Here is a 25,476-nt window from a genome sequence, read left to right on the forward strand (position 1 = left end):
TTAGAAACTAGTTTCTTTCACTTTATCTTTTTTAGAAATATAACTATGTTTCTATGTGTTTAATTTAATAAATCAACAACAACAACAACAACAACAACAACAACAACAACAACAACAAAAACTAACATGTCTAACCACAAAACTTTAACCAAAATTATATTAGCAGGATTGCTTATGGCAAGCTGTAATTTAACACCTGTTTTTGCTCAGAACAAAAAGGGGGCGGTTTCAGAAAAACAGGATCCGCAACGTTTTTTCTCCAAACCAGATTTAATGCAGATTGGAGTTTATTATTATCCAGAGCAATGGCCTAGAGAACAATGGGAACGTGATTTAAAAAACATCAAAAAACTGGGTTTTGAGTTTACGCACTTCGCTGAGTTTGCATGGACTTTTATGGAACCTGAAGAAGGAAAATACGATTTTAAATGGCTGGATGATGCATTGGCTATTGCCGAAAAGCAAGGTTTGAAAGTAATTATGTGTACACCAACGCCAACTCCGCCAGCATGGATGGCAGAAAAATATCCCGAAATTTATCTGGTTGATGCAAGCGGAAGACGAAGAGAACACGGTAACAGAGCCAATCAATCTGTATCTAATGAAAAGTACAGAGAATTTGTGACCAAAATTGTTACTGAACTTGGTAAAAGATACGGCAATAATAAAAACGTAATTGGGTGGCAAGTTGATAATGAACCAGGAGCGCCAGACGATTTTAGCCCATCAGCACAAAAAGGATTTCAGAAATGGCTGAAAGCGAAATACGGAACAATTGAAAAATTAAATGCCGAATGGGTGGCCAGTTTCTGGAGCATTAGATATAATAATTTTGAGCAGATTGCGATTCCAAATGCAGAGATTTATTTTGAAGACAAACTAAGTCCGCATGCTGTTTTAGATTTTAAGCGTTTTACAGCAGATTCTCAGGCAGAATATTTGAATTTGCAAGCAGAAATACTTCGAAAATATATCGATCCAGAACAATGGATTACCACCAATTACACCAATGTAGTTTACGGAGCAGACCCAAGAAGAACAGATAAAATGGATTTTGCAACTTATACGATGTATCCTGTAAGTGGAAGAAACAATTTAGGCGGACAAAATTTTAGAATGGGACATCCTAATAAAATTTCAGAAGCAAATGATTATTACAGATCCATAAATGGCGTTACAGGAGTAATGGAAATGCAGCCGGGACAGGTAAACTGGGCAAGCATTAATCCACAATTATTGCCAGGAACAGTACACATGTGGATTTCTCAGGCTTTTGGCGGAGGTTGTTCTTTTACTTGTACTTACCGATACAGACATCCTCTAGGAAGCAGCGAAATGTATCATGACGGAATTGTGGGTACAGATGGCGTGACGTTAACAACAGGCGGAAAAGAGTTTGTACAATCAATTGAAGATATGAAACTGCTTCGCAAAGAATACAATCCAAAAGCAGTAATTCCGCAGGAAATAGTGAAAAGAAAAACGGGATTTTTATGGAGCCACGATAATCTGTGGGATCTGGAAAATCAGAAACAAACCCAATTTTGGAGTACTTGGAGACATAGAAACATCTATACTTCAGCTGTAAAATCGACTGGTGCGCCAATGGATTTTATTACAGAAGAAAGCGATTTTTCGGATTATGCGTTTATAGTAGCGCCAGCATATCAATTGATTGATCAAAAACTAGTGGGTAAATGGACGAAATATGTTGAAAATGGCGGAAATTTAATCCTTTCGTGCCGAACTGGCCAAAAGGATAAAAACGGTCATTTTTTTGAAGCTAATTGGAGCGGTCCAATTGTGCCTTTGATTGGAGCAGATGTCGAATTTTTTGATATGCTTGTTGAAGATGTAAACGGAACTATAAATGTTGGAAACAATACTTATAAATGGAATGTTTGGGCAGATGTTTTAAATCCGAAACAGGGAACTGAAGTTTTGGCTTCTTATGCAGATCAGTTTTATAAAGGCAAAGCGGCGGCGATTACCAGAAAACTTGGTAAAGGAACCGTTACTTATATTGGAGCAGAAAGTAAAGAAGGAAATTTGGAAAGGCAAGTGGTACGAACTGTATATGAACGTGCAAAAGTTGCTATTGAAGATTTTCCAAAAGGCGTATATGTAGAATGGCGTGATGGTTTTTATGTGGGTGTGAATTATACCAATGAAACTATAAATATGCCAATTCCTGCAGGAAGCAAAATATTGGTGGGAAAAAATCCATTAGAACCAGCACAGGCTGTTATTTGGAAATAGTCATACCGTATTCCTGCAAGGTTTTCAAAACCTTGTAGGTATACTTACGACAATGAAAATTCCAAGAATCTTGTGGAGTATATTTAAGACCTACAAGGTCTGAAAAAGACCTTGTAGGAAAACGAAAAAAGAAAAAAATTAGTGCAAATTCGTGTAATTCGTGGCTAAAAAAAAAAGAAACAAAAACAATTTAATAGAATAGCAATGATTTTTTCAGAAGCAGTTATTCAGGACTTAGTAAAAGAATATTACGGATTAAATGTCACCGTAAAAGCATTGAATGGATATGATGAATTGAATTTTCTTTTGTCCCATGACAAAAACGGAAAGTACATTCTTAAAGTATCAAATGAGAGCCATTCATTTCCATTTTTAAAGGCACAAGCTTCCATTATGAGGCATCTTGCCAAAAGTGCTATTTCTGATTGTTTTCAGCATTTCTGTCCTAACTTAAAAGGAGAAGGTCTCACTGAGTTAAGAATAGATTCTCAAACCTATCATATTCGAATTCTAAACTTTTTGGATGGTACTTTTTGGGTAGAGGAGAAGAACAAAAATAGCGAACTGCATTATAATCTGGGTTCATTTTTAGGCAATATGGATGCTGTGTTGGCGAATTTTTCACATCCAGCAATGCATCGTCATTATACTTGGGATATCAGCCGTGCAAGTGAAGCAGGAGATAATTTAAAGTATATTCTAAATCATGAAAGAAGACGTATTGCAGGTTATTTTTTATTGCAGTTTGACACGGAAGTGCTGCCACAGTTGCATCGTCTAAGACACGCCTATATTCACAATGACGCAAATGATTATAATGTTTTGGTGAAAGACAATCGCATTAGCGGACTGATTGACTTTGGCGATATGGTTTACACCGCTTTAATCAATAACCTTGCGATTGCCTGTGTGTATGCGATGCTTGATGAAGAAAATCCATTGAGCGTAGCGGCAACCATTGTCAAAGGATATCATAATTCGTATGCGCTTACCGAACAAGAATTGGATCTTTTGTATTATTTAATTGCTGGAAGACTTTGTATTAGTGTAACACAATCTGCTTACAATGCATCATTGGATAGTAACAATGAACATCATTTTGTTACCGAAAAACCAGCTTGGGATTTGTTATATAAATGGATAAAAATAAACCCAATTAAAGCGCAAGATACTTTTAGAAAAGCATGCGGTTTTGAAGGATTAATCAATGATGACAATTATTCTGAACTTCTTGAAATTAGAAAACAGAAAATAGGACGAAATTTAAGCATTGGCTATAAAGACAAATTAAAAATTGTAAAAGGAGCTTTGCAATATTTGTACGATGACAAAGGAAGAACTTTTGTTGATTGTGTAAATAATCCATCGCATGTTGGGCATTGCCATCCGGTTGTAGTGAGAAAAATGCAGCATCAAATAGCGACTTTAAATACAAATACCAGATATTTGAATGACGCCATAACGGATTATGCACAAAGGTTGACGGCAACTTTACCGGAGAAACTAAGCGTTTGTTATTTTGTCAATTCGGGTAGTGAGGCCAATGATTTGGCGATTCGTATGAGCCGTCATTTTACCAAACAAAAAGATATTATTGTATTAGACCATGCTTACCACGGAACCTCGACAGTTGCAATGGAAATGAGTCCGTATAAATTTGACAGTACAGGCGGTTCTGGACAAATGCCTTGGATTCATAAAGCAATTAATCCAGATTTGTATAGAGGTCCTTATAAATATGGCGATGCAGAAGCTGGAGAAAAATATGCTGCAGATGTACAGCGAATTATTGAAGACTTAAAGAAAGAAGATAAAGCGCCAGCCGTATTTATTTGTGAAACCTTATTGGGAGTTGGAGGTCAGATTCCGTTGCCAGAAAACTATTTAAAAACTGTATATGAATATGTTCGTGCGGCAGGTGGAGTTTGCATAGCCGATGAAGTTCAGGTTGGTTTTGGAAGAATTGGAGATCATTTCTGGGGGTTTGAATTGCAGAATGTTGTTCCAGATATTGTTGTTTTAGGAAAACCAATAGGAAACGGGCATCCGCTTGCAGCTGTAATTGTAACCGAAGAGATTGCAGAAGCTTTCAATAATGGCTTGGAGTACTTTAATACTTTTGGCGGAAATCCTGTTTCTATGGCTACAGGATTGGCTGTTTTAGAGGTAATTGAACAGGAAGAAATGCAAAAGCATGCTTTGGAAACTGGAAATTATTTGATGAACGGACTAAAAGGTTTGATGGCTAAATATCCTATTATCAGTGATGTCCGAGGACACGGATTATTTATTGGAGCAGAAATGGTAAAAGATAGAACAACTATGGAACCTGCTATTCCTGAAATAGATATTGTAGTCGAAAAACTTAAAGCAAAAGGTTATTTGTTGAGCACGGATGGACCTCTGCACAATGTCTTAAAGATAAAACCTCCAATGCCATTTAATCAACAAAATGCCGATGAAATGGTGGAGTTATTAGATATTGCATTAAGCGAATTATAGTTTTTTTTTAACACATAGAGACATAGTTTTTTATTTTGCGGGAAAGACGTTTCACTTAACATGAATGCACATAGCTATGTGTTAAGAAACAAGTTTCTTTTTTTATTCCCTTTTTTAAGATAAAATCTATGTTTCTATGTGTTAAAGCACTAGTTAACAATAATAAAAATGAATAATAATATCCTTCCAAAGATTTCTGCTAAACTTGAAGGTTTAGAAAAGCAATTAGAGGGCAAATTATTTTACGATCATACCATGCGTCTGCTGTACGCAACAGATGCAAGCGCATACAAAGAAATGCCTTTGGCTGTCGCCATTCCGAAAACTAAAGAAGATATTCAGAAAATTATTGCTTTCGCAAAAGAAAACAAGAGTAGTATCATTCCTCGTGCGGCTGGAACTTCATTGGCTGGACAAGTGGTTGGAAACGGAATTGTTGTGGATATTTCGCAAGAATTTACTAAAATTATTTCGGTAAATCAGGATGAAAAATCGGTTTGGGTAGAACCTGGAGTGATTCGCGATGAACTGAATCTGCATTTAAAACCGTATAAACTTTTTTTTGGACCAGAAACTTCCACCAGCAATCGCTGTATGATTGGCGGAATGGTAGGAAATAATGCTTGTGGAGCAAGATCTGTTGTGTATGGATCTACTCGCGAACATGTGCTTGAAATACAAGGTTTTTTAGCAGATGGAAATGAAGTTGTTTTTGGCTCTTTGACCAATAAAGAATTTGAAGATAAATGCAATGGAATAAATGTAGTGAGTCCCTTAGAGCAGGAAATTTATGTTCAGGCCAAAGAAATATTATCATCTGAAAATAATCGAAATTTATTTGAAGCTAATTTTCCTAAGAAATCAATTCCGAGAAGAAATACAGGCTATGCTTTAGATTTATTGGCAGATAGCAGTCCGTTTAATGGTTCTGCTGAAAAGTTTAATTTCTGTAAACTGATTGCAGGATCTGAAGGAACATTATTTTTTTCTACAGCCATAAAACTGAATCTGGTTGATGCTTTAAAACCTTATTCGGCTTTGGTTTGTGTTCATTTTGAAAGCATTCATGAATCTTTGAAAGCCAATATTGAAGCATTGAAGTTTAATCCGGATAGTGTAGAATTAATCGATCATTATATTCTGGAATGCACCAAAGAAAATATTGAACAAAGCAAGAATCGTTTTTTTGTAAAAGGCGATCCTCAGGCTATTTTGGCAGTAGAATTTTTGAGAGATTCACAAGAAGAAATAGACAACATTGCAAGAGAAATGGAAGCTTTGATGCGTTCTAAAAATCTGGGCTATCATTTCCCGATTGTTTATGGCGAAGACACTAATAAAGTTTGGGCATTAAGAAAGGCAGGCTTAGGTCTGTTGTCTAATATTCCGGGAGATGCTAAGGCGGTTGCAGTGATTGAAGACACGGCAGTCGATGTTAATGATCTTCCTGATTTTATTGAAGATTTTAATGCTATTTTAAAAGAGAGAAATCTAAACTGTGTGCATTACGCGCATGCCGCTACAGGCGAATTGCATCTGCGACCAATTATAGATTTAAAAACCGAGGAAGGAACAGCGCTTTTTAGAACTATTGCAACCGATATTGCACATTTGGTAAAGAAATACAAAGGTTCGTTGAGCGGTGAACATGGCGATGGAAGACTTCGAGGAGAATTTATTCCTTTGATGCTTGGAGATGAAATTTATCAGCTATTTGTTCAGATAAAAAAGGTTTGGGACCCGTGGGGAGTTTTCAATCCTGGGAAAATTGTGAATACGCCACCAATGGATACAAGTCTGCGATATACTGCAGGACAAGAAACTCCAATGCCCGAAACCTATTTTGATTTTTCAGAACATAACGGAATTCTTCGCGCCGCTGAAATGTGCAACGGATCTGGTGATTGCAGAAAAACAGAGAAAAGCGGCGGAACTATGTGCCCAAGTTATATGGCTACTCGAGACGAAAAACATACGACGAGAGCACGTGCCAATATGCTGAGAGAAACGATAACCAACTCAGCAAAAGCAAATAGATTTGACGATAAAAACTTGCTTGATGTTTTAGATTTATGTCTTAGCTGTAAAGGATGCAAGTCTGAATGTCCATCGAATGTGGATATGGCAAAATTGAAAGCCGAAACTTTGCAGCAGTATCATGATAAAAACGGTGTAAAATTTCGATCAAAACTGATTGGAAATACACCAAAAATAAATCAATTGTTTGCCTCAGTTCCGTGGCTTTATAATTTTTCTACTAAAGGATTTTTAGGAAATTGGATGAAAAAAAGCACCGGTTTTGCTGTAGAAAGACAATTGCCCTTAATGCATCATATTACATTTGCCAAATGGATAAAAAACTACAGTCAGATTGGTGATTTTAGAAACGGAAATGTCTATTTGTATAATGACGAGTTTCTCAACTATTATGATGTAGAAATAGGGCAGACTGCTGTCAAACTTTTGAATCAATTAGGGTACAAAGTTTTGGTTCCTGAAATTGGAATCAGTGGAAGAACATATCTCTCAAAAGGAATGCTAAAAGAAGCACGAGAAATTGCGAAACAAAATATCAAAGATTTTGAAAAAACGATTCCAAATGATGGTATTTTAATTGGAATTGAACCTTCGGCAATACTTTCATTTCGTGATGAATATCCTGATTTATGTCGTGGAGCTTTAAAAGAAAAAGCAAAAAACGCATCAAAAAGAACTTTCTTGATAGAAGAATTTTTAGCGAAAGAATTAGAAACTGGACGCATAACATCGGATCATTTTACAGAACAGACAGAAAGAGTACGTATGCATGGACATTGCTTTCAGAAAAGTTTATCGTCTTTAGTGCCACTTAAAAAAATTCTTTCGCTGCCAAAGAATTATACCGTTTTAAATATTCCAAGTGGCTGTTGCGGAATGGCAGGTTCGTTTGGTTATGAAAAAGAGCATTATGATATTTCGATGAAAATTGGAGAATTGGTTTTGTTTCCGACAATTAGAAAAGAAGAAACAGCTACTTTAATTTCTGCATCCGGAACGAGCTGTAGACATCAAATTGCTGATGGAACTGGGCGAAAAGCATTGCATCCTGTTGAGATATTATTTAAGGCTTTGAAATAAAATGGGTTGTATTACCGTCCTAATATCCTGTAGAGGCGCACTGCAGTGCGTCTCACACACGTTTGTCCTCAAAGATTTTCCTGTTGCAGATATACTGGGCGTAGACGCACTGCGGTGCGTCTCTACAGATATACTTTATGTATAAAATAATCTGCAGATTTAGCAGATTTTTTTGTTTAAATCTGTATATAAATCTATTGATAATAAAAAACAAATTTCCTTGATATATTGGGCGTAGACGCACTGCGGTACGTCTCTACAGACATACTGTATGTATATAATAATCTGCAAAATCTGCGGGAGGCATTTTTATTTATATTTTTCTCTCGCAGATTTAGCAGATTTAGCAGATTTAGCAGATTTTTTTTGTTTAAATCTGTATATAAATCTATTGATAATAAAAAACAAATTTCCTTGATAGATTGTGCGTAGACGCACTGCGGTGCGTCTCTACAGATATACTGTATGTATAAAAAAATCTGCTAAATCTGCAAGATCTGCGGGAGACATTTTTATTTATATTTTTTTCTCTCGCAGATTTAGCAGATCCTATTGGTTTAAATCTGCGTGAAAAAACTACTCGAAAAAAAACAAACAAACCTCCAAGATATATTTCGGAGGTTTGTTTCAAAAACAATAATTCAAAAAAAATTATAACTCAATATTTATTGTGCTGCCATCTTTAATGACTTTATTGATGGCTAGTTTCTTTCCATCCGTTATTTTTAACCTTAGATTTTTGCCCGCTCTTTCAACAGTAATATCAAAATCGCGTTCAAAAGCATGAATACGCTTCAGTTTCATATTAGACCAAGATTTAGGAAGTCTTGGCGTAAAATCGAAACTGTGTAAACCTGTTGGGCGAATACCAAATAATCCTTCTGTAAAAATTCGGCAGTATAAACCGCTTTCGGCCGAAAGATGGCGCTGATCACCTTCTGGATAGGCTTCAACAGGATATGGAACATGATCTCCCAATAAACGTCGATTAGAATAATAATGTAAAAAGTCTAGTGCTTTGTCTGTTTCGCCTGCTGCAAGAACTCCTCTTAAAGCGTACAAAGTAGATCGATCCCAGAATATTTTATCTCCAGCAACGCTAGCAAGACCGTCTTTAGTCCATAATCTAGGAGAAAATAAGGCATCTATAGTTCCGTCTTTTCTATCATAAATGCCCATTGTAAGCGGAGTACAGATCCAAGCTCTTAAAACATCATTTTCTTTGTAATATTTGTACGTTTCAAAACCTTCGACTTTTGCGCCAAAATATTTTTCTATGGCTATTCTCAATTTTTCAGCTTCGGTTTTATATTCTTTAAGTTGCGTTGCATTTTTTCCTAAAACTTTGCCTAGATAAATAGCAGAGTTTAAGGCATCATAATACAAAGATGAAGTATTAAGATTGGCTTTTCCTGCTGGAAGACGACCTTCCAATTCATCAGAATCTGAAGCAACAACGCCATCGGAGTTTATTTTTCTGTGGCAGTATTCTAAACACCATTCGATCAATGGCCATAATTGTTTTGCTTCATCTGCATTTCCTCTCGAAAGTGCATATCGAGCAGCTCCATAAGCAATCATAGCGCCATCACCACGATCACCTGCGCCAGCCCAAATATCTGTTCCTTCAGCAACAATCGAACTCGGAATAGGTTTGTATTCTTTGTTCATGAATTTTGCAAATTGTAGATAGGCATTTAAAGAAGCTTTATTTCCATATTCATATCCTAAATAAGGAAAAAATGGGCCAATATATTCTGCTTGATCGTTTGCCCAAATGGCTGCGTAATACGATTCTCCTCCCGGACCGTGCATTGGACCTCCTTTGGTTTCAAAAATACTTTCAGCCGCTCTGATTTTCGCGAAAGCAAATTCAGTATTTAGAACTTGATCAGGTGTTTCTAGAATCAATTTGCTCCATATTTCGCTAATCAATTCTAAACGTTTGTTTTTTTCCTGCTCAGCATTTACAGTAGGAACAGTTTCGTTTGCTTTAACGCCCGAATAGATAACAGAAAAGCTTACTGTTTCATTAGGTTTCAGATTAAAGCTTCCATTATTAGTAAGATCTGCATGTACGGCATAACTGCCTTCAGTTCCTTTTGCAGGATCTGTAGCATAAACAGTATTCGATTTTGGAATTTCTACAATGCAGTTTTTTTCTGAGCTGTTTTTAATGGTGTAAATTTCATTATAAACCGCCAAAGCTGTAGAAGGGAAAAATTGCCTTGTAAGCTCTAGATTGTCTGTTTTGCTTTTAACGAATAATGTACCGTTAAGTGTTAGTGAAACTGTTTTTTCAGCAGGAATTGGTTTGTAATTTACGGTTACCAAATCAAATGCATCTTGCGCAAACTGACGTGTTAAACTAGCATGTGTATTATTAGGAATGGTTCTCAGCATTGGCCAAACCAAGCTGCGTGTTGCATGAAATGAACCATCTGCTGCAACGCCATATCTTAGAACACATGAGATTCTTTTACCGCTCATTTCGATATGATCATCATGCGGAATGCTATTGTTTATTTGCCAAGAAATAGAACCGTCGGTATTAATTTGCCAACGCTGGTCGTTTTGCGAAAATGCTGTATTTGCTATAAAGCATAAAGCAATAAGGACAAATAAAATGGATTTAAGTTTTTTTCTAGAAGATATCTTCATAGCGTTTTAATTTTAAATTGTGTCCATTGTATTAGTAGTACATTGAACGAGTTGTTTTAGCGACAGGCCGCCGTTATTTTCTGTCCAGGATTAACACGAATTGTAATAGCAGTGTAGGGATTTCCCTTGTTGTCCTTTTCATGAATTACGGCAGCTTTTTTATTATTTATAAAGATAGAAGTATAATTCCCAGAGAACATAGCTTTCCACTCTATAAATTTTTCGCCTTTGTTGTGTAGTGTTGTAATGGTTTGTTTTTCGTGTTTTACAGCTAATGTTGTCTGTAACACAGGTAAATTGTCGACCTCAGAAATGCTGTCTTTTTTTCCTCGATGTATTGTTGTTATTATTCTTTTTGATGCATCTGGTTCTATTCCCATGCAGCCGTGTACGATGCCTTCAATTACGCCGTATGAAACTTCTGGATATTTTCTTCTTTTGGTTTCAGGAGCGGTTAAGTGCAAAATGTATTCGTAGGCTTTGTCTTCATGTCCATATTTATACAAAAGAAAAGGAAGATAAGAGGCATTTTCGACATTGCTTTTTTCTGAAAGAATGTGTTTAATTGTCTTTTCAGTTCTGTCTGCATCTATCAAAGCATCAAACCATAATAAAAATAGTTCGCCAAGATCTTTGCTGAATTTACCATCGGCGGTATAAATTACATTGTAAGCTGATGCATTTTGATCCCACCAGATTTGTTCGATCTGTTCTTGATATCTAATTGCCTTTTTTTCGAAAAAAGCGGCTTTTTCAAATTGCCCTTTTTCTTTTAAAATAGAAGAGTAGGTAAGCAATCCCCTGTAAATGGCTGCAACCAAATCGACTCCCATTTTTAAACCCGGAATGCCTTCAGAATAAGAAGCTAATCCTCGACATTTATGAAAATCGTCTTTAATATTGAAAGGAACAGGAATGTTTACAAATTCTGGTCTGGTTAATAGCGAATCGGCTTCTAAAATCCAGCGCTCAATATAAGCTGTTGATGATTTTTCGAAGAAATTTTCAAACTCAGGATTTTTGATATAATCTTCATCGCCTGTCCATAAGTACAATCTCCAACAAGCAAATATGACATCAAAATTGCTATTCAGGTTGTACCAAAATTCTTTATCATTTCTATAATCTTCAGGAGCTGGTTTCCCGTATTTATTGATTTCCCAATACGAACACCAATCTTTGCTTTCTGAAATATTTTTCGCAAAAAGCGAAAGCATGTTTTTGTTTTCCTTACTCAATCCAAGGATTTCTGCGCCAATGCTCTGATGAGATACGTCTCGCATGCAAAATGCAGATCGAGACGGTAGAGCCGCTTCGTACCATGGTCCAACAGGATCATTCGAATATCCTTTATAGCTCAGCGCCATACTTTTGGCACGCTCAAAAGCCAGCTGAAGTGCTGGATCTGAAGATTTAAAAGTAACAATTTCTTGACTATATGCGTTCAAAAAGAAACAGCAATGAGCCAGTAAAACTAAAAAATGATTTTTCATAAAGCTATTTTCGATTTGGATTGATCTAAATACAATTTTAAAGCAAACCCATCGCCCTTAGATGGGTTTGCTTAATTGCTTATAGTTTTTAATTATAACCAGGGTTTTGGGGTAAACCTGTTCTGTTAATTTCATCTCTCGGAATTGGGAGCAAATAATGCTGCGGTTTGAAAATCCTTTCTTGAACTTTAGCGTAGGTATAGGTTTTAGATCCGTCACTATTTTTGGTAATAATTACTCCCATTAAAGGTTTATTTTCAGTTTCTTCGGCTATTTTCCAACGGCGAACGTCATAGTAACGGAATCCTTCAAGACATAGTTCCACTTGTCTTTCGTTACGGATTTTATTCTCTAAAGCTGTTCCGGTCAAACCTACTAACGGATTTGTAATTCCTGCACGCTGTCTGATTAAGTTAAGATATTGAATGGCAGTCCCTTCATTTCCTAATTTAAATTGCGCTTCGGCATAGTTTAGATAAATTTCTCCTAAACGAGATATAATCCAAGCTTTATTAGTTTGTGTTTCATTATTGTAATTGTACGTTGTATCGCAATATTTACGGAAAGTGTAACGTGTTTTACTGGCATTCCAAGTATCCCAACCTTGTGGAGAATCTAAACCGCCTTCGTAAAATTCGGCTTTATTTGAACTTCCTGCATCGTAACGATCTTGAAAGAATTCAGGTTTTCCGTAAGCACGTCCGTCATAAACGATGTTTTTGTAAAAACGAGGATCTCTGTTTACATAAGGTTTTTGAGGATCATAACCAGATGTTGGATCTGTAATGTCTTTTCCGTCAGCTGTTCCATAAGCGTCAATATGGCTTTGACTTGGAGCAAAATTGGCCCATCCGTGAAAACCGCTTGGCGAATTAAACATTTCTACGCCATTAAAAGCACTCCATTGCGGATCTTTACTAGATAAACGGCAGAAGATAATTTCTGAATTGTTTGTAGTAAAAAGATCTTCGTACTTTTTGTCGTAAAGAGAATACATATTTAAATCCATAACGGCTTTTGCAGCATCTGATGCTTTTTTCCATTTTGTTAAATCATTAGACGGATTCCATTGCGGACTTGCTGCATAAAGTAATGTTCTTGATTTGATAGCTAAAGCTGCGCCCTTTGTTACTCTTCCTAAATCTTTAGCTGTTAAAGGAAGCAATTCAGCAGCTTTGTCTAATTCTGTAACAATAAAATCGACACATTGGTCATAAGTGCTGCGGTCTACTTTAAAATTACTGTTTAAGTCGAAAGGCGTAGTAACAAGAGGAACTCCTCCGTAATCACTAATTAATTTGAAATATGCATAAGCTCTTAAGAAAAGCACTTCACCTTTTAATCTATTTCTCCAAGCTTCGTCTCCTGGCACGTTATCAATTCGGGACAAAAAGATATTGCAGTTTTGAATGGTTGCATAAGTAGGTTTCCAAGTATTGAAATCTCCTGCGTTGTCTGGTGTAAGAGCTCCAGAATTTAAATTCCACACATCATAATCGTTAAAATTATTGAATGCTTCATCACAAGCAGTAGATAAAATCCAGCTGCGGTTGGTTCTGTCGTTCCAGTTGTGCTGCGTACTTGGTAAAACGGTATAGAGATTATTAGCAAAAGCTTCGGTAAGTTTTAAGTCATTCCACACATTTTCATCTGTATAAGAATCCAAAGGCGCTTTATCTAACGGGTCTTCACTACAAGATGTTACAGTGGTAACTGCGATAAAAAGAGCAGCTGCAATAAGAGCCTTCTTTTTTATATTTATTAGTTTATTGATTTTATAATTTTTCATGTCTTGATCTTTTTACCTTGTTATAATTCAATGCTTACACCGATTCTGTAAATACGGGTTTGCGGATAATTTACTCCTGTCGTATTATTGGTCTCAGGATCTAAATTGTACTGTTTCATGTGGTCGATAGAAAACAAATTGGTTCCTCCCGCATAAAATCTCGTATTTAATATTCCGAATCTAGACAAGACTTTTTCTGGTAATGTATATGAAATCTCCAAAGATTTTAATCTAAAGAATGAAGCGTCTCTTAACCAGAAGTCAGCTGGAATATTGTTTCTTGGATCAGAATCATTGAAGGCAACAGGGTATTTAGAATTTGGATTATCAGCAGTATATCGGTCTTCGTATAACCATCTTGGTGGTGCCACAATAGCTCCCTGAGCTTGCGGAAGAATCATTTGTCTCGCTTTTGCCTGACCTGTCCAAAGCATATCTACAGAAAAACCTTTGTATTCAGCTCTGATTGGAATACCATAAGCAATTTTTGGCGTTGCCGATTCAGGAATTCTCACTTTATCATTAGAAGTGATGCTTCCATCACCATCAATATCTTTTACCCAAAGATCACCTGGTTTTGCTCCTTCAAAATGAGGAGAATTGTCAACTTCTGCTTGAGTACGGTAAATTCCGTTTGTTTGATATACCATCCAAGAATCAATAGCTCTTCCAGTTGATTTTTGCCAAGCCGGAATGTTTGCCGCTTCATCGCGGAATAATACTTCACTTTGTGCATAAGTAAAATTAAAACCAACACTATATTTAAAACTATTAATATTATCAGCATAATTAACAGACCAGTCGGTTCCTCTGTTTACCGTTTTTCCAATATTTTCTTTTGGAAGTGATAATCCTGTGTATAATGGCACAGAAGCATTTCTCGCTGCAAGAATGTCAGATCTTTTATTGCTGAAATAGTCAAAAGTTGCTGTTAATTTATTTTTAAAGAATCCAAAATCAAAACCGATGTTTTTAGAGTCTTGCACTTCCCAAGTAATATTTGGGTTTGGAGTAGAAGAAAGATAAATGCTATTATTTAACGTATAATCTGATCCAAAGTAGCTGTAAAGTTGCTGATCTGTCGTTAACTGATATCTTGTTAAGAAAAGGTACTGATTAAGATATTCTACGCCATTAATAGTTTCTCTCAAATCGTCATTACCCATTCTTCCCCAAGAAGCTCTTATTTTTAGTAAATCAAATCCTTTAATATTGTTTTTAAAGAAAGGCTCTTCAGAGATTTTCCAACCTGCGCTTATAGCAGGAAACATACCCCAACGTGTTGAAGAAGGGAAATTGAATGATCCGTTATAACGTGCAGAAACTTCGGCAAAATATTTATCATCAAAATTGTAAGCCACTCTTCCAAGGAAACTTTCGCGTCCGTCCTGATAAGCGCCGCCAGTAGCGTTTTGTCCTTTGGTGCTTCCTGTAAAAATCTGATCCAATTGATCGCTTAGTAAATCTCTTCTGTAAGCATATGTTTGGGTTTTGTCCATTGTAGTCTGCTCGTAACCTACAAATGCATTTACCGAGTGTTTGTTGAATTTACGATCGTAAGCTAATTTTGCGAAATATGTATTTTGATTTGCAATTCGCTCATCCTGCATAACACTAGTTATACTGGTGCTGTTTTTTACGTTGTTATAACTATCGTTCGTTTTGTCATAAGAATAAGCATCCCAAGGTTTTGTAAATCTCTTTTCATTGCGAACATTGTAATCAAATGCAGCATATCCGCTTAATGTTAATCCTTCTGTTATTTTTGGCAATTTCAGTTCAAATCCAATTTTTGGGTTTACAATTAAGTTTACCACGTGATCATAACCTGCTGCTGACGAAGACATTAAAATTGGGTTTCTACCATTTGTAATACCAGACGACGGAAGTCCATTTTTCCAATATGCAGGAATAAAAGGATACATACTAACTGTCTCGTGCATAATGCTTCCAATGCTTACCGCAGGATAGTTTCTGTCTTCTTTACGAGTAGCAATGTCTAAGTTTACTTTAAAGTTTGAAGTAATATTAACATCAATATTTGATCTTAAATTGAATTGTCTGTATCTCTCGTCGCTATATCTAAGGTTACTTTCCTGATTTAAATATTGTCCAGAAAAGAAATATTTAACCTGCTCGTTACCTCCGTTAACAGAAAGAGAAAGATTAGCCTGTGGAGCATCTTTTCTATAAACTTGTTTTAACCAATCTGTACTGGTATAATTTGGGTCGTTTCCAGCTTTATATTTGTCAATTTCTGCCTGAGTGTAAGGAAGCGTAGTTCCTTTATGAGCATTCAGTTCGTTATAGTACGTCATGTATTCCCAAGAATTAACTCTTTCGCTCATTCTGGTTAACTGCTGAATACCATACGATCCGTCAACTTTAATCGTTGGAGCGCCTACTTTTCCTCTTTTAGTCGTTACTAAAATTACTCCATTTGCAGAACGAACTCCATAAATAGCTGCCGATGCATCTTTCAAAACCGTTACAGATTCAATATCGTCAGGGTTAATTCTGTTCAAATCACGGTCAGGAATACCGTCTACAACTACAAGCGGACTCGTACCTCCGCCAAATGAATTAAATCCTCTAATCAAAAGGCTTGAGCTGTCATCACCAGGTCTTCCAGAACGGTTATTGGCAATTACCCCAGACATACGTCCAGCAATTCCGTTTGATACGTTTGCAGATGCATTTTGAGTCAAAACACCTCCTTTGATAGAAGCAATTGCTCCCGTTGTAGAAGCTTTTTTCTGAGTTCCGTACCCAACGACAACTACTTCATTTAAAGTCTGATTCTGCTCTTCAAGCTGAATGCTTGCAGCGTCATCAGCACGAACTTCTTTTGTTAAAAATCCGGTGTAAGAAAAAACAAGAATACTGTTGGAGTCAGGAACCTCAATGGTAAAATTGCCATCAAAATCTGTTGTTGCCGTTATTTTTGTTCCTTTTACAAGAATGTTTACACCTGGAAGCGGTTCTCCTTGCGGGCCTGTTACTTTTCCTTTTACTAGTTTTTCTACGGCTAAAAATGTGTTTTTGTTCTTTGTTAGAGTTAAATCAGAAGACAATTTGTTGGAGAATTTTGTCTCTTTCAACTCAGCAGCAAAAGAACTCTGTAGAGCGAGTGCCAGTAAGGCTCCAGATGTTAGTTTGGTAATCTTCCATGTCTCAGAAGAAAGCCACTCTTTTGTCGGTTTTTGTTTGGTCATGTTTTAGTGGTTTTTGTTAGTTAGTAATTTATTCTCGTGGTCCGTTTTCATCTTTTTCATTTTGGAGAAACAAAATGCCTTGAGCTCGTGCAGATTGTTTATGAAAAAAGAGATAAATGTGAAATCCAAAAGTATAAATGTTTCGAAACCAACACATACCAGTACCTACCAGTTTTTTATGATATGCGTAAAAAACATGTCTTGTTTAAGATAATTTAAAAATTAAAGTGGGTAATATATGCATAAAGTTTAAGTTAAAGTCAATTAGACTAATAGATGTGAATTCTGTTGTTATTAAAAGCTTATTTGTTCTGTTCGATTCTTAAAATTAATTTTTGGAAAAAACAGTGGAGATTTTGAGAAGTCAAAAAGTGATTGTTTTTATTTTTAAAAGTGGATAATATAGTATCAGAATTTTTTTTGCAGAATAATTTTGAAATTTTTGGTCGATTTTATTTTTTCGACCATACCAGTGGCAAATTTGAGCTAATATGTAAGACTAAGCTTGCAGATATTTTAGCCAGTTTTATGATTAAGAACCTTTTTTAGGTAATAAAATATCATAATCGGTAAAAATTGGTAGAAAAATCATCAAGTTTCTATTTTTCGAAACATATTTATTCAATTCTAAAAAAAATAAAAGCAGTAGGAATAAATATATTTTCAATTATATTTTCCTATTTTTGAATTTCATTTCTTCATAACATAAAATGGTTGAATTAGAGCTCAAAAAACCTTTTTCTTATGAATTATACCAAATAGAACCTTTTATTTATGGGTATAATTAAATGAAATTTCTCTCGTGGTTTAATTGATAAATGTGATGTTCGGAGTTTTAAGATGAATTACAATTGATTGTATTGTAATCTTTTAAAATCTCCCCAAAAAACATTATTTATTATTAATCAAACTTTTATGAAAAAAGCACTTCTCATATTAGTCTTAACCATTTTGTTTTGGAAGACTAATGCACAAAATGATCCCATTGCCATTGAAACCCAGAATACAGCATTAATTCTAAAGGTGGCAAAAAACGGTTTGCTTTACCAATCGTATTTAGGCACAAAACTAGATGCTTCGGCATATAATGCGCTTTCAAAAGAAACCGAAAGAACCTTTGTTATCAACGATGGAAATCCGTTGCTAAATCTAAGACATCAGGTGTATCCAACTTACGGAACCAATAATTTGTTTGAATCGGCTATTCGAATAACGCATAATGATGGAAATCCTGCTTTAGAACTGGTTTATGTAAATCATCAAACAAAAAAGTTAGATAGCAATACGACTGAAACCAGTATAAAAATGAAAGATCCTGTTTATCCTGTCGAAGTGACATTATATTATAAAGCTTTTTATAAGGAAAATGTTATTGAACAGTGGACAGAAATTGTGCACCGCGAAAAGAAACCTGTAACGCTGTACAACTACGCTTCGTCTATGCTACACTTTGATGCCGATAAATATTGGCTGACTCAGTTTCATGGAGATTGGGCAAAAGAGGTAAGAATGCAGGAAAGCGAATTAACGAGCGGTGCTAAAGTAATCGATTCGAAGTTGGGTGTAAGAACCAATATGTATCAAACGCCAGTTTTCTTTTTAGGTTTAAATGAAAAAGCTAAAGAAAATATAGGGGAGCTTGTTGCTGGAACAATTGCATGGTCTGGAAATTTTAAGTTTACTTTTGAATTGGACAACAAAAACTCTCTTAGAATTAGTTCTGGAATTAATCCGTTTGCTTCAGAATATAACCTTCAGCCTGGAGAAGTATTTACAACTCCTTCTTTTATTTATACTTTTTCAAATAAAGGAAAAGGACAGGCCAGCAGAAATTTACATTCGTGGGCAAAAAATTATGGCGTAAAAGATGGAGACAAATCTCGCTTGACTTTATTGAACAATTGGGAAACTACTTTTTTTAATTTCGACGAAAAGAAATTAACCGAAATGTTTGAAGATGCTAAAACATTAGGTGTCGATATGTTTTTATTAGACGACGGTTGGTTTGGAAATAAATATCCGAGAAGCGGAGATAAATCTGGATTAGGAGATTGGCAGGCAACCAAAACAAAATTGCCAAACGGTTTAGGTTTTCTGATGCAGCAGGCAGAAAAAACAGGAGTTAAATTCGGAATTTGGATTGAACCCGAAATGGTGAATCCGAAAAGTGAGTTGTATGAAAAACATCCAGATTGGATTTTAAAAATGCCAAATAGAGAAGAAAGTTATTACAGAACTCAATTGGTTTTGGATTTATCGAATCCTAAAGTGCAGGATTTTGTGTTTAAAACAGTAGACGATATTATGCAGACCAATGGAGGAGTGGCATTCTTTAAATGGGACTGTAACCGAATGATGACCAACGCATATTCTACCTATTTAAAAAATCAGCAGTCACATTTGTTTATTGAATACACCAGAGGTTTGTACAAAGTCTTAGAACGAATAAAAACTAAATATCCGCATTTGCCAATGATGCTTTGCGCGGGAGGCGGAGGAAGAACAGATTATGCTTTCCTAAAATATTTCACCGAGTTTTGGGCAAGCGATAATACAGATCCTTATAATAGAGTATTTATTCAGTGGGGATATTCGCAGTTTTTTCCAGCCTTTTCGATTTGCAATCACGTAACTTCTTGGGGAAATCAGTCTATTAAATTCAAAACAGACGTTGCCATGATGGGAAAATTAGGTTTTGATATTAATGTAAAAGAACTGAAAGAAAAAGAATTAAAATATACTCAGGATGCAGTCGCCAATTATAAAAGATTAAGTTCTGTAATTTGGCACGGCGATATGTACCGAATGGTTTCTCCTTATGAAGACAGCCGTGCGGTATTAATGTATGTTGATGAATCAAAAGACAAAGCCGTTTTATTCTCGTATACGCTTCATCCACTTTACGATCCGCAATATAACTTGGTTCGTTTTCAAGGTTTAGATGCCAATAAAACGTATAAAGTACAAGAAATTAATTTAATGCCTGAAACCAAGAAAACGCTTGAAGAATCTGGAGAATCTTTTACAGGAGATTATTTAATGAATGTCGGTTTGAGAGTTTCTTCTTCGAAAGTTGAATCAAGCGTTGTGCTTGAAATAACAGCAGTTTCGAAATAAATAGATTTTACATGAAATAAATCAGCCGTCTGATCTCGTTTAAAACAATGAGATTAAACAGCTGATTTATTTTGGTTTCATTTCATGAAAATCTAATTTAATCTGCTCAATCTGCTAGATCTGCGTGAAATATTTTTGCGTCTAGATTTTTCTTAACAGATTTATAATCCTTTTAATATTAATAATCTGTGGCTAAAAAAACTTTGCGGTTTAGCGACTTTGCGAGCATTTTTCTCTCGCAGATTTAGCAGATTTTGGAGATTTTTTTTTGATCTGCTATAATCATTTATAATCTACGTGAAATATTTATGCGTATAGATTATAAAATCCTTTAAATCTTAATAATCTGTGGCAAAAAAACTTCGCGACTTTGCGTCTTTGCGAGCATTTTCTCTCGCAGATTATAAAATCCTTTAAATCTTTATAATCTGTGGCAAAAAAAAACTTAGCGACTTTGTGACTTTGCGAGTTAGACGCACTGCAGTGCGTCTCTACAGAAATTTGGAACGGAATTTCATTTATTAAAATCTAATTTAATCTGCTCAGATCTGTCAGATCTGCGTGAAATTATACAACCTACAAATTCAGTTTTCTATATTGTAAAGGCGAAAGCTGTTTTAATTCCTTAAATTTTCTATTAAAATTGGAAATATTATTAAAGCCGCACAATTCGGCAATTTCCAAAACGGAGAGTTCTTCATTATTAGATAATAATTTTGCAGCTCTCTCAATGCGGACTTCAATTAGAAATTGAAAAAAAGACTTGTTGGTCCGGACTTTAAAATACCGGCAAAAGGCATTTTTTGTCATACTGGCGATCGAAGCAATTTCATCAAGCGTGATATTTTTATGAAAATTGGTCATGACATATTCAAACACAATCTGCATCCTTTTGCCTTCATTATCCGTGATTTTCTTTTGATATAAATAATTAGAAAGCGGAGTATATTCAGATGTTGACAGCCATTTCAGAATATCTAGAAATAATATAAAACGAGTATAACTGTCAGCTTTTTTCAGCTTTTTAAAATACTTGACAACTTTCTTCGGTGCGTTATGAATAATGAATCCGTTTTTGCTGCTTTCTAAGATTGGTTGAATATTTCTAAAAGTAGAGAGTTCAAAAAAATCTCTTCCGAACGAATTGAAGGTAAAAAACAAAGTGCGCATTACAGAAATTACATTTTCCTGAACGTCGCTTCTAAAAACATGAGGCAGATTGCTTCCAATTACCAGTATATCGCCCTCACGATATTGCGAAATAGTATCGCCGGCAAAAACGGCACCTTCTCCTTTTTCTATAAAACTAATTTGGATTTCTTCGTGTTGGTGTAGTTTATCATAAAATGACACTTCGATATCTTCTTGATATATAAGGGGATCTTCTCCAGATTTTGGAATTTTAAATGGAAAAACTTTCATATAGTGGTTAGTTAGTTACAAATCAAATATATTGCATTTAATCAAAAAAATGATGCTATAATGTTCTGTTTTTTAAGTTTTATTTCCATACAGGGTAATATAGTATCATTTTGTGGTAATTTTTAAAGGGTGCGCTCTGCGGTTTCTAGATAATTTTGGCTTTGAAATAAAAAATTAAAATTATGAGTATTCAATGGAATGGCGTGATGCCGGCGGTAACCACAAAATTTACTGCAGATGATAAATTAGACTTCAACATGTTAGAAGTCAATATGAAAGCACAATTAGATGCTGGAGTTTCTGGAATTATTTTGGGAGGAACTTTAGGAGAAGCCAGCACACTTTTAGAAGAAGAGAAAAGAGAATTAGTAAAACATACCGTTTCGCTAACAGAAAATAAAGTGCCTGTAATTATGAACATTGCAGAGCAGTCTACAAAAAATGCCATTTTAGCTGCTAATAAAGCTGAACAAGATGGAGCAAAAGGATTAATGATGCTTCCTCCAATGCGTTATAAAGCGTCTGATTTTGAAACAGTAACATTTTACAGCGAAGTCGCAAAAAATACGTCACTTCCTATTATGGTTTACAACAATCCAGTTGACTATAAAATTGAAGTTACTTTAGATATGTTTGAGGAATTATTGAAATACGATAATATTCAAGCAGTAAAAGAATCAACTAGAGATATTTCTAATGTTACAAGAATGATCAACCGTTTTGGAGATCGCTTAAAAATATTATCAGGAGTTGACACATTAGCATTAGAAAGTTTATTCATGGGTTCTGATGGTTGGGTTTCTGGATTAGTTTGTGCTTTCCCTGAAGAAACAGTGGCAATTTACAAATTAGCAAAAGCAGGAAGATTTGACGAAGCTTTAAAAATCTACAGATGGTTCTTGCCTTTATTAGAATTGGATATTAATGCATTTTTGGTTCAGAATATCAAATTGGCAGAGGTTGCAATAGGAATTGGTTCAGAATATGTTCGTGCGCCAAGATTGCCATTGCAAGGAGCAGAAAGAGAAAGAGTTCTAGCCATTATCGCTGAAGGATTACGCACTAGACCAACTTTACCAGATTATAAAAATTTATAACAGCATACTCGCATGATTGGCTGTGGCTTTTAGTTTTCAGTCTCAGTCTCAGTTTCCAGTTTCCATTTACGGTCAGGGTTTTCGGTTACTGTGTTTACTGCGACTGCGACTGAAAACTGCACATCACTCATTCATAAACAAAAAACATGATTACAGGAAAAAATTATATCGGAAGCCAGCTAAAAGCAGGCGGAACAAAAACACTAAAGACGTTTAATCCAATATTGAACATAGAAAATCCGTGGGTTTTTACAGAGGCAACTCAAGATGAAATAGATGAGGCAGTTACCTTGGCCAATCATGCATTTGCGAGTTATAAAAACTATTCGGGTATAGAAAAAGCTAAATTTTTGAATGCCATTGCTGACGAAATTTTAGCATTAGGAGACGATCTTTTGGTTCAATACTGCACCGAATCGGGTTACCCGAGAGGAAGAGCAGAAGGAGAACGCGGAAGAACAATCGGCCAGTTGAAAGCTTTTGCCGATATGCTTACAGAAGGAAGTTGGGTGCAAGCTACAATAGATACTGCAATAACCGACAGACAGCCTGCACCCAAAGAAGACTTGCGCAAAATGTTAGTGCCTTTAGGGCCAATTGTGGTTTTTGGATCAAGTAATTTTCCTTTTGCATTCTCTACAGGCGGAGGAGATACAGCTTCAGCTTTGGCTGCGGGTTGTCCAGTTATTGTAAAAAGCCATTCTATGCATATCGGAACTGGCGAAATGGTGGCCTCAGCAATTATAAAAGCGGCTCAGAAAACCAATATGCCAGAAGGTGTTTTTTCTAACCTTATTGGTGATGGAAGAACTCTGGGAACGAGTTTGGTGAAACATCCATTAATAAAAGGAGTAGGTTTTACAGGAAGCATTAAAGGCGGACGTGCTTTGTGCGATTTAGCAGCACAGCGTCCAGAACCAATTCCGGTATTTGCCGAAATGGGAAGCATCAATCCAGTGGTATTATTACCTAATGCTTTGAAAAAAAATAGCCAAAAATGGGCAACAACTTATGCAAGTTCTATTACTTTGGGAGCAGGACAATTTTGCACGAACCCAGGATTATTGTTAGCTTTAAAAGGAGAAGAATTAAATGAGTTTGCAGAAAATCTAGATCAGGCAATCGAAAAAATTCAGCCAGGCTGTATGTTGCATCCTTCCATTTATGCCGATTTTAATAACGGAATTGCAAAAATAGAAGAGCAGAATGGAGTTTCAAGAATCGCTCAATTTAAAGGAGAAACTACTCCAAATCATGGAGCTTCAACTGTTTTAAAAGTTGATGGGAAAGAGTTCTTGAAAAATAAAGTATTGCACAATGAGGTTTTTGGTCCTTTTTCAATTTTAATTGAATGCGAAAATGAAGCCGAATTAATAGAAGTAATTTCTAAGCTGGAAGGACAGCTTACAGGAACAATTATCAGTGAGGAAAATGAAATTGAAATTCATAAAGGAGTAATTGCTGCTTTACAGAATCGCGTAGGACGCTTAATTTATAACGGTGTGCCAACAGGAGTAGAAGTTTGCGCTTCAATGCTTCACGGCGGACCTTACCCTGCATCTTCAGATTCGCGTTATACTGCAGTAGGAATAGATGCGGTTTACAGATGGGTGCGTCCGATTAGTTTTCAGAATTGGCCAGATCATTTGCTGCCATCCGAATTGCAAAACGAGAATCCGCTGCAGATTGTTCGTACCGTAAATAATAAACTAACACTATCTCAAATATAAAATGGTAAAGAAAACTTTTTTTTGCGTAGATGCTCATACATGCGGAAATCCAGTTCGAGTTGTTGCTGGCGGTGGGCCAAATCTGCAAGGCAATTCGATGAGCGAAAAACGGCAGCATTTCTTAAAAGAATATGACTGGATTCGTAAAGGATTAATGTTTGAGCCTAGAGGACATGACATGATGAGCGGCAGCATTTTGTATCCGCCAATTAATCCGGATAATGATTTTGGAATTCTTTTTATAGAAACTTCAGGCTGTCTGCCAATGTGTGGACACGGAACAATTGGAACTATTACAATTGCTGTCGAAGAAGGTTTGGTTACTCCAAAAGTTCCTGGAATTATCAAAATGGAAGCACCAGCAGGTTTAGTACATATCGAATATCAGCAAACAGGTAAAAAGGTAGATTGGGTACGTCTGACCAACGTTAAATCTTATCTGGCTGCGGAAGGACTGACCATTGATTGCCCAGAATTGGGCGAAATTGTTTTTGATGTGGCTTATGGAGGAAATTACTATGCCATTGTAGATCCGCAAAAGAATTTTTCTGGTGTTCAAGATTTTACAGCAAGCAAAATTGTTCAGTATAGCCAAGAAGTGCGCAAAAAGATTAATGAAAAATATCCAGATTATTTCATTCATCCAGAAAATGATACAATTCGAGATGTATCGCATATGTTATGGACGGGATCACCTATTGATTCAACATCATCTGGCAGAAATGCCGTTTTTTATGGCGACAAAGCGATTGACCGTTCGCCATGCGGAACAGGAACATCGGCAAGAATGGCGCAATTGCACGCTAAAGGAAAATTAAAAAAAGAAGAAGAGTTTATTCACGAAAGTTATATTGGAAGTAAGTTTATTGGAAAAGTCGTAGAAGAAACTTCTATTGGAGATATTCCAGCTATTGTTCCAAGCATTCAAGGCTGGGCAAAAGTGTACGGATATAATACTATTATAATTGATGAAAGCGACGATCCATATGCATTTGGATTTCAGGTTATTTAAAAATCAGTTTATAATATAATTAAGCTGTTGGTCAAATTAAATTATTGTTTTTTTGAATAGCC

12 protein-coding genes are annotated in these 25,476 nt (G+C 35.8%); 7 read left to right on the forward strand and 5 right to left on the reverse strand.

The genetic code is table 11. The features are described from left to right. The first annotated feature begins 126 nt into the window (after window positions 1-126). The 3 genes from GR162_RS08925 to GR162_RS08935 all read left to right on the forward strand — a co-directional run bounded on the left by GR162_RS08925 (window position 127) and on the right by GR162_RS08935 (window position 7,878). A complete protein-coding gene (locus tag GR162_RS08925) occupies window positions 127-2,259 on the forward strand; it encodes a beta-galactosidase (protein ID WP_160781853.1) in 2,133 nt (710 codons plus the stop codon). Window positions 2,260-2,463: 204 nt separating this feature from the next. Continuing rightward, window positions 2,464-4,761: an aminotransferase class III-fold pyridoxal phosphate-dependent enzyme gene (locus tag GR162_RS08930; RefSeq protein ID WP_160781854.1), complete on the forward strand. Its 2,298-nt coding sequence runs from the start codon at window positions 2,464-2,466 to the stop codon at window positions 4,759-4,761. Window positions 4,762-4,929: 168 nt separating this feature from the next. After that, a complete protein-coding gene (locus tag GR162_RS08935; protein WP_160781855.1) occupies window positions 4,930-7,878 on the forward strand; it encodes an FAD-binding and (Fe-S)-binding domain-containing protein in 2,949 nt (982 codons plus the stop codon). 651 nt (window positions 7,879-8,529) lie between these two features. Here GR162_RS08935 and GR162_RS08940 read toward each other — a convergent pair. The 4 genes from GR162_RS08940 to GR162_RS08955 form a co-directional block, all read right to left on the reverse strand. Continuing rightward, on the reverse strand, window positions 8,530-10,539 hold the full coding sequence (locus tag GR162_RS08940; protein WP_160781856.1) for a hypothetical protein: 2,010 nt from the start codon (window positions 10,537-10,539) through the stop codon (window positions 8,530-8,532). A 56-nt stretch (window positions 10,540-10,595) separates the two neighbouring features. Beyond that, the gene (locus tag GR162_RS08945; protein WP_160781857.1) at window positions 10,596-12,032 is read right to left on the reverse strand and encodes a hypothetical protein; all 1,437 of its coding nucleotides are present in this window, start codon (window positions 12,030-12,032) and stop codon (window positions 10,596-10,598) included. An 88-nt stretch (window positions 12,033-12,120) separates the two neighbouring features. Continuing rightward, window positions 12,121-13,821, reverse strand: coding sequence for a RagB/SusD family nutrient uptake outer membrane protein (locus GR162_RS08950; RefSeq protein ID WP_160781858.1), 1,701 nt, complete (start codon window positions 13,819-13,821; stop codon window positions 12,121-12,123). Window positions 13,822-13,841: 20 nt separating this feature from the next. Continuing rightward, window positions 13,842-17,036, reverse strand: a complete 3,195-nt coding sequence (locus tag GR162_RS08955) for a TonB-dependent receptor (protein ID WP_160781859.1) — start codon at window positions 17,034-17,036, stop codon at window positions 13,842-13,844. Window positions 17,037-17,951: 915 nt separating this feature from the next. Between GR162_RS08955 and GR162_RS08960 the strand changes: the two genes are divergently transcribed. Further along, a complete protein-coding gene (locus tag GR162_RS08960; protein WP_160781860.1) occupies window positions 17,952-20,153 on the forward strand; it encodes an alpha-galactosidase in 2,202 nt (733 codons plus the stop codon). Between the two features lie 576 nt (window positions 20,154-20,729). Here GR162_RS08960 and GR162_RS08965 read toward each other — a convergent pair. After that, complete coding sequence (locus tag GR162_RS08965; RefSeq protein WP_008469133.1) at window positions 20,730-21,575, reverse strand: AraC family transcriptional regulator; 846 nt, start codon at window positions 21,573-21,575, stop codon at window positions 20,730-20,732. Window positions 21,576-21,757: 182 nt separating this feature from the next. On the opposite strand from GR162_RS08965, the gene GR162_RS08970 reads away from it, so the two are divergent. The 3 genes from GR162_RS08970 (at window position 21,758) to GR162_RS08980 (ending at window position 25,414) form a co-directional block, all read left to right on the forward strand. Beyond that, window positions 21,758-22,672 (forward strand): dihydrodipicolinate synthase family protein, encoded by a 915-nt coding sequence (locus GR162_RS08970; protein ID WP_160781861.1) that lies wholly within the window; start codon window positions 21,758-21,760, stop codon window positions 22,670-22,672. 146 nt (window positions 22,673-22,818) lie between these two features. Continuing rightward, window positions 22,819-24,402: an aldehyde dehydrogenase (NADP(+)) gene (locus tag GR162_RS08975; protein WP_160781862.1), complete on the forward strand. Its 1,584-nt coding sequence runs from the start codon at window positions 22,819-22,821 to the stop codon at window positions 24,400-24,402. A 1-nt stretch (window position 24,403) separates the two neighbouring features. Further along, on the forward strand, window positions 24,404-25,414 hold the full coding sequence (locus GR162_RS08980) for a 4-hydroxyproline epimerase (protein WP_160781863.1): 1,011 nt from the start codon (window positions 24,404-24,406) through the stop codon (window positions 25,412-25,414). Window positions 25,415-25,476 lie beyond the last annotated feature (62 nt).

This window comes from Flavobacterium sp. HBTb2-11-1 (assembly GCF_009826975.1).
Lineage (GTDB): Bacteria > Bacteroidota > Bacteroidia > Flavobacteriales > Flavobacteriaceae > Flavobacterium.

Excerpts from the sequence above, each read along its gene's own strand:
- GR162_RS08930 (WP_160781854.1), top strand. The coding sequence starts at position 2,464 with ATGATTTTTTCAGAAGCAGTTATTCAGGACTTAGTAAAAGAATATTAC.
- GR162_RS08935 (WP_160781855.1), top strand. The coding sequence starts at position 4,930 with ATGAATAATAATATCCTTCCAAAGATTTCTGCTAAACTTGAAGGTTTA.
- GR162_RS08970 (WP_160781861.1), top strand. The coding sequence starts at position 21,758 with ATGAGTATTCAATGGAATGGCGTGATGCCGGCGGTAACCACAAAATTT.
- GR162_RS08950 (WP_160781858.1), bottom strand. The coding sequence starts at position 13,821 with ATGAAAAATTATAAAATCAATAAACTAATAAATATAAAAAAGAAGGCT.
- GR162_RS08980 (WP_160781863.1), top strand. The coding sequence starts at position 24,404 with ATGGTAAAGAAAACTTTTTTTTGCGTAGATGCTCATACATGCGGAAAT.
- GR162_RS08955 (WP_160781859.1), bottom strand. The coding sequence starts at position 17,036 with ATGACCAAACAAAAACCGACAAAAGAGTGGCTTTCTTCTGAGACATGG.
- GR162_RS08925 (WP_160781853.1), top strand. The coding sequence starts at position 127 with ATGTCTAACCACAAAACTTTAACCAAAATTATATTAGCAGGATTGCTT.
- GR162_RS08965 (WP_008469133.1), bottom strand. The coding sequence starts at position 21,575 with ATGAAAGTTTTTCCATTTAAAATTCCAAAATCTGGAGAAGATCCCCTT.
- GR162_RS08960 (WP_160781860.1), top strand. The coding sequence starts at position 17,952 with ATGAAAAAAGCACTTCTCATATTAGTCTTAACCATTTTGTTTTGGAAG.
- GR162_RS08945 (WP_160781857.1), bottom strand. The coding sequence starts at position 12,032 with ATGAAAAATCATTTTTTAGTTTTACTGGCTCATTGCTGTTTCTTTTTG.
- GR162_RS08940 (WP_160781856.1), bottom strand. The coding sequence starts at position 10,539 with ATGAAGATATCTTCTAGAAAAAAACTTAAATCCATTTTATTTGTCCTT.
- GR162_RS08975 (WP_160781862.1), top strand. The coding sequence starts at position 22,819 with ATGATTACAGGAAAAAATTATATCGGAAGCCAGCTAAAAGCAGGCGGA.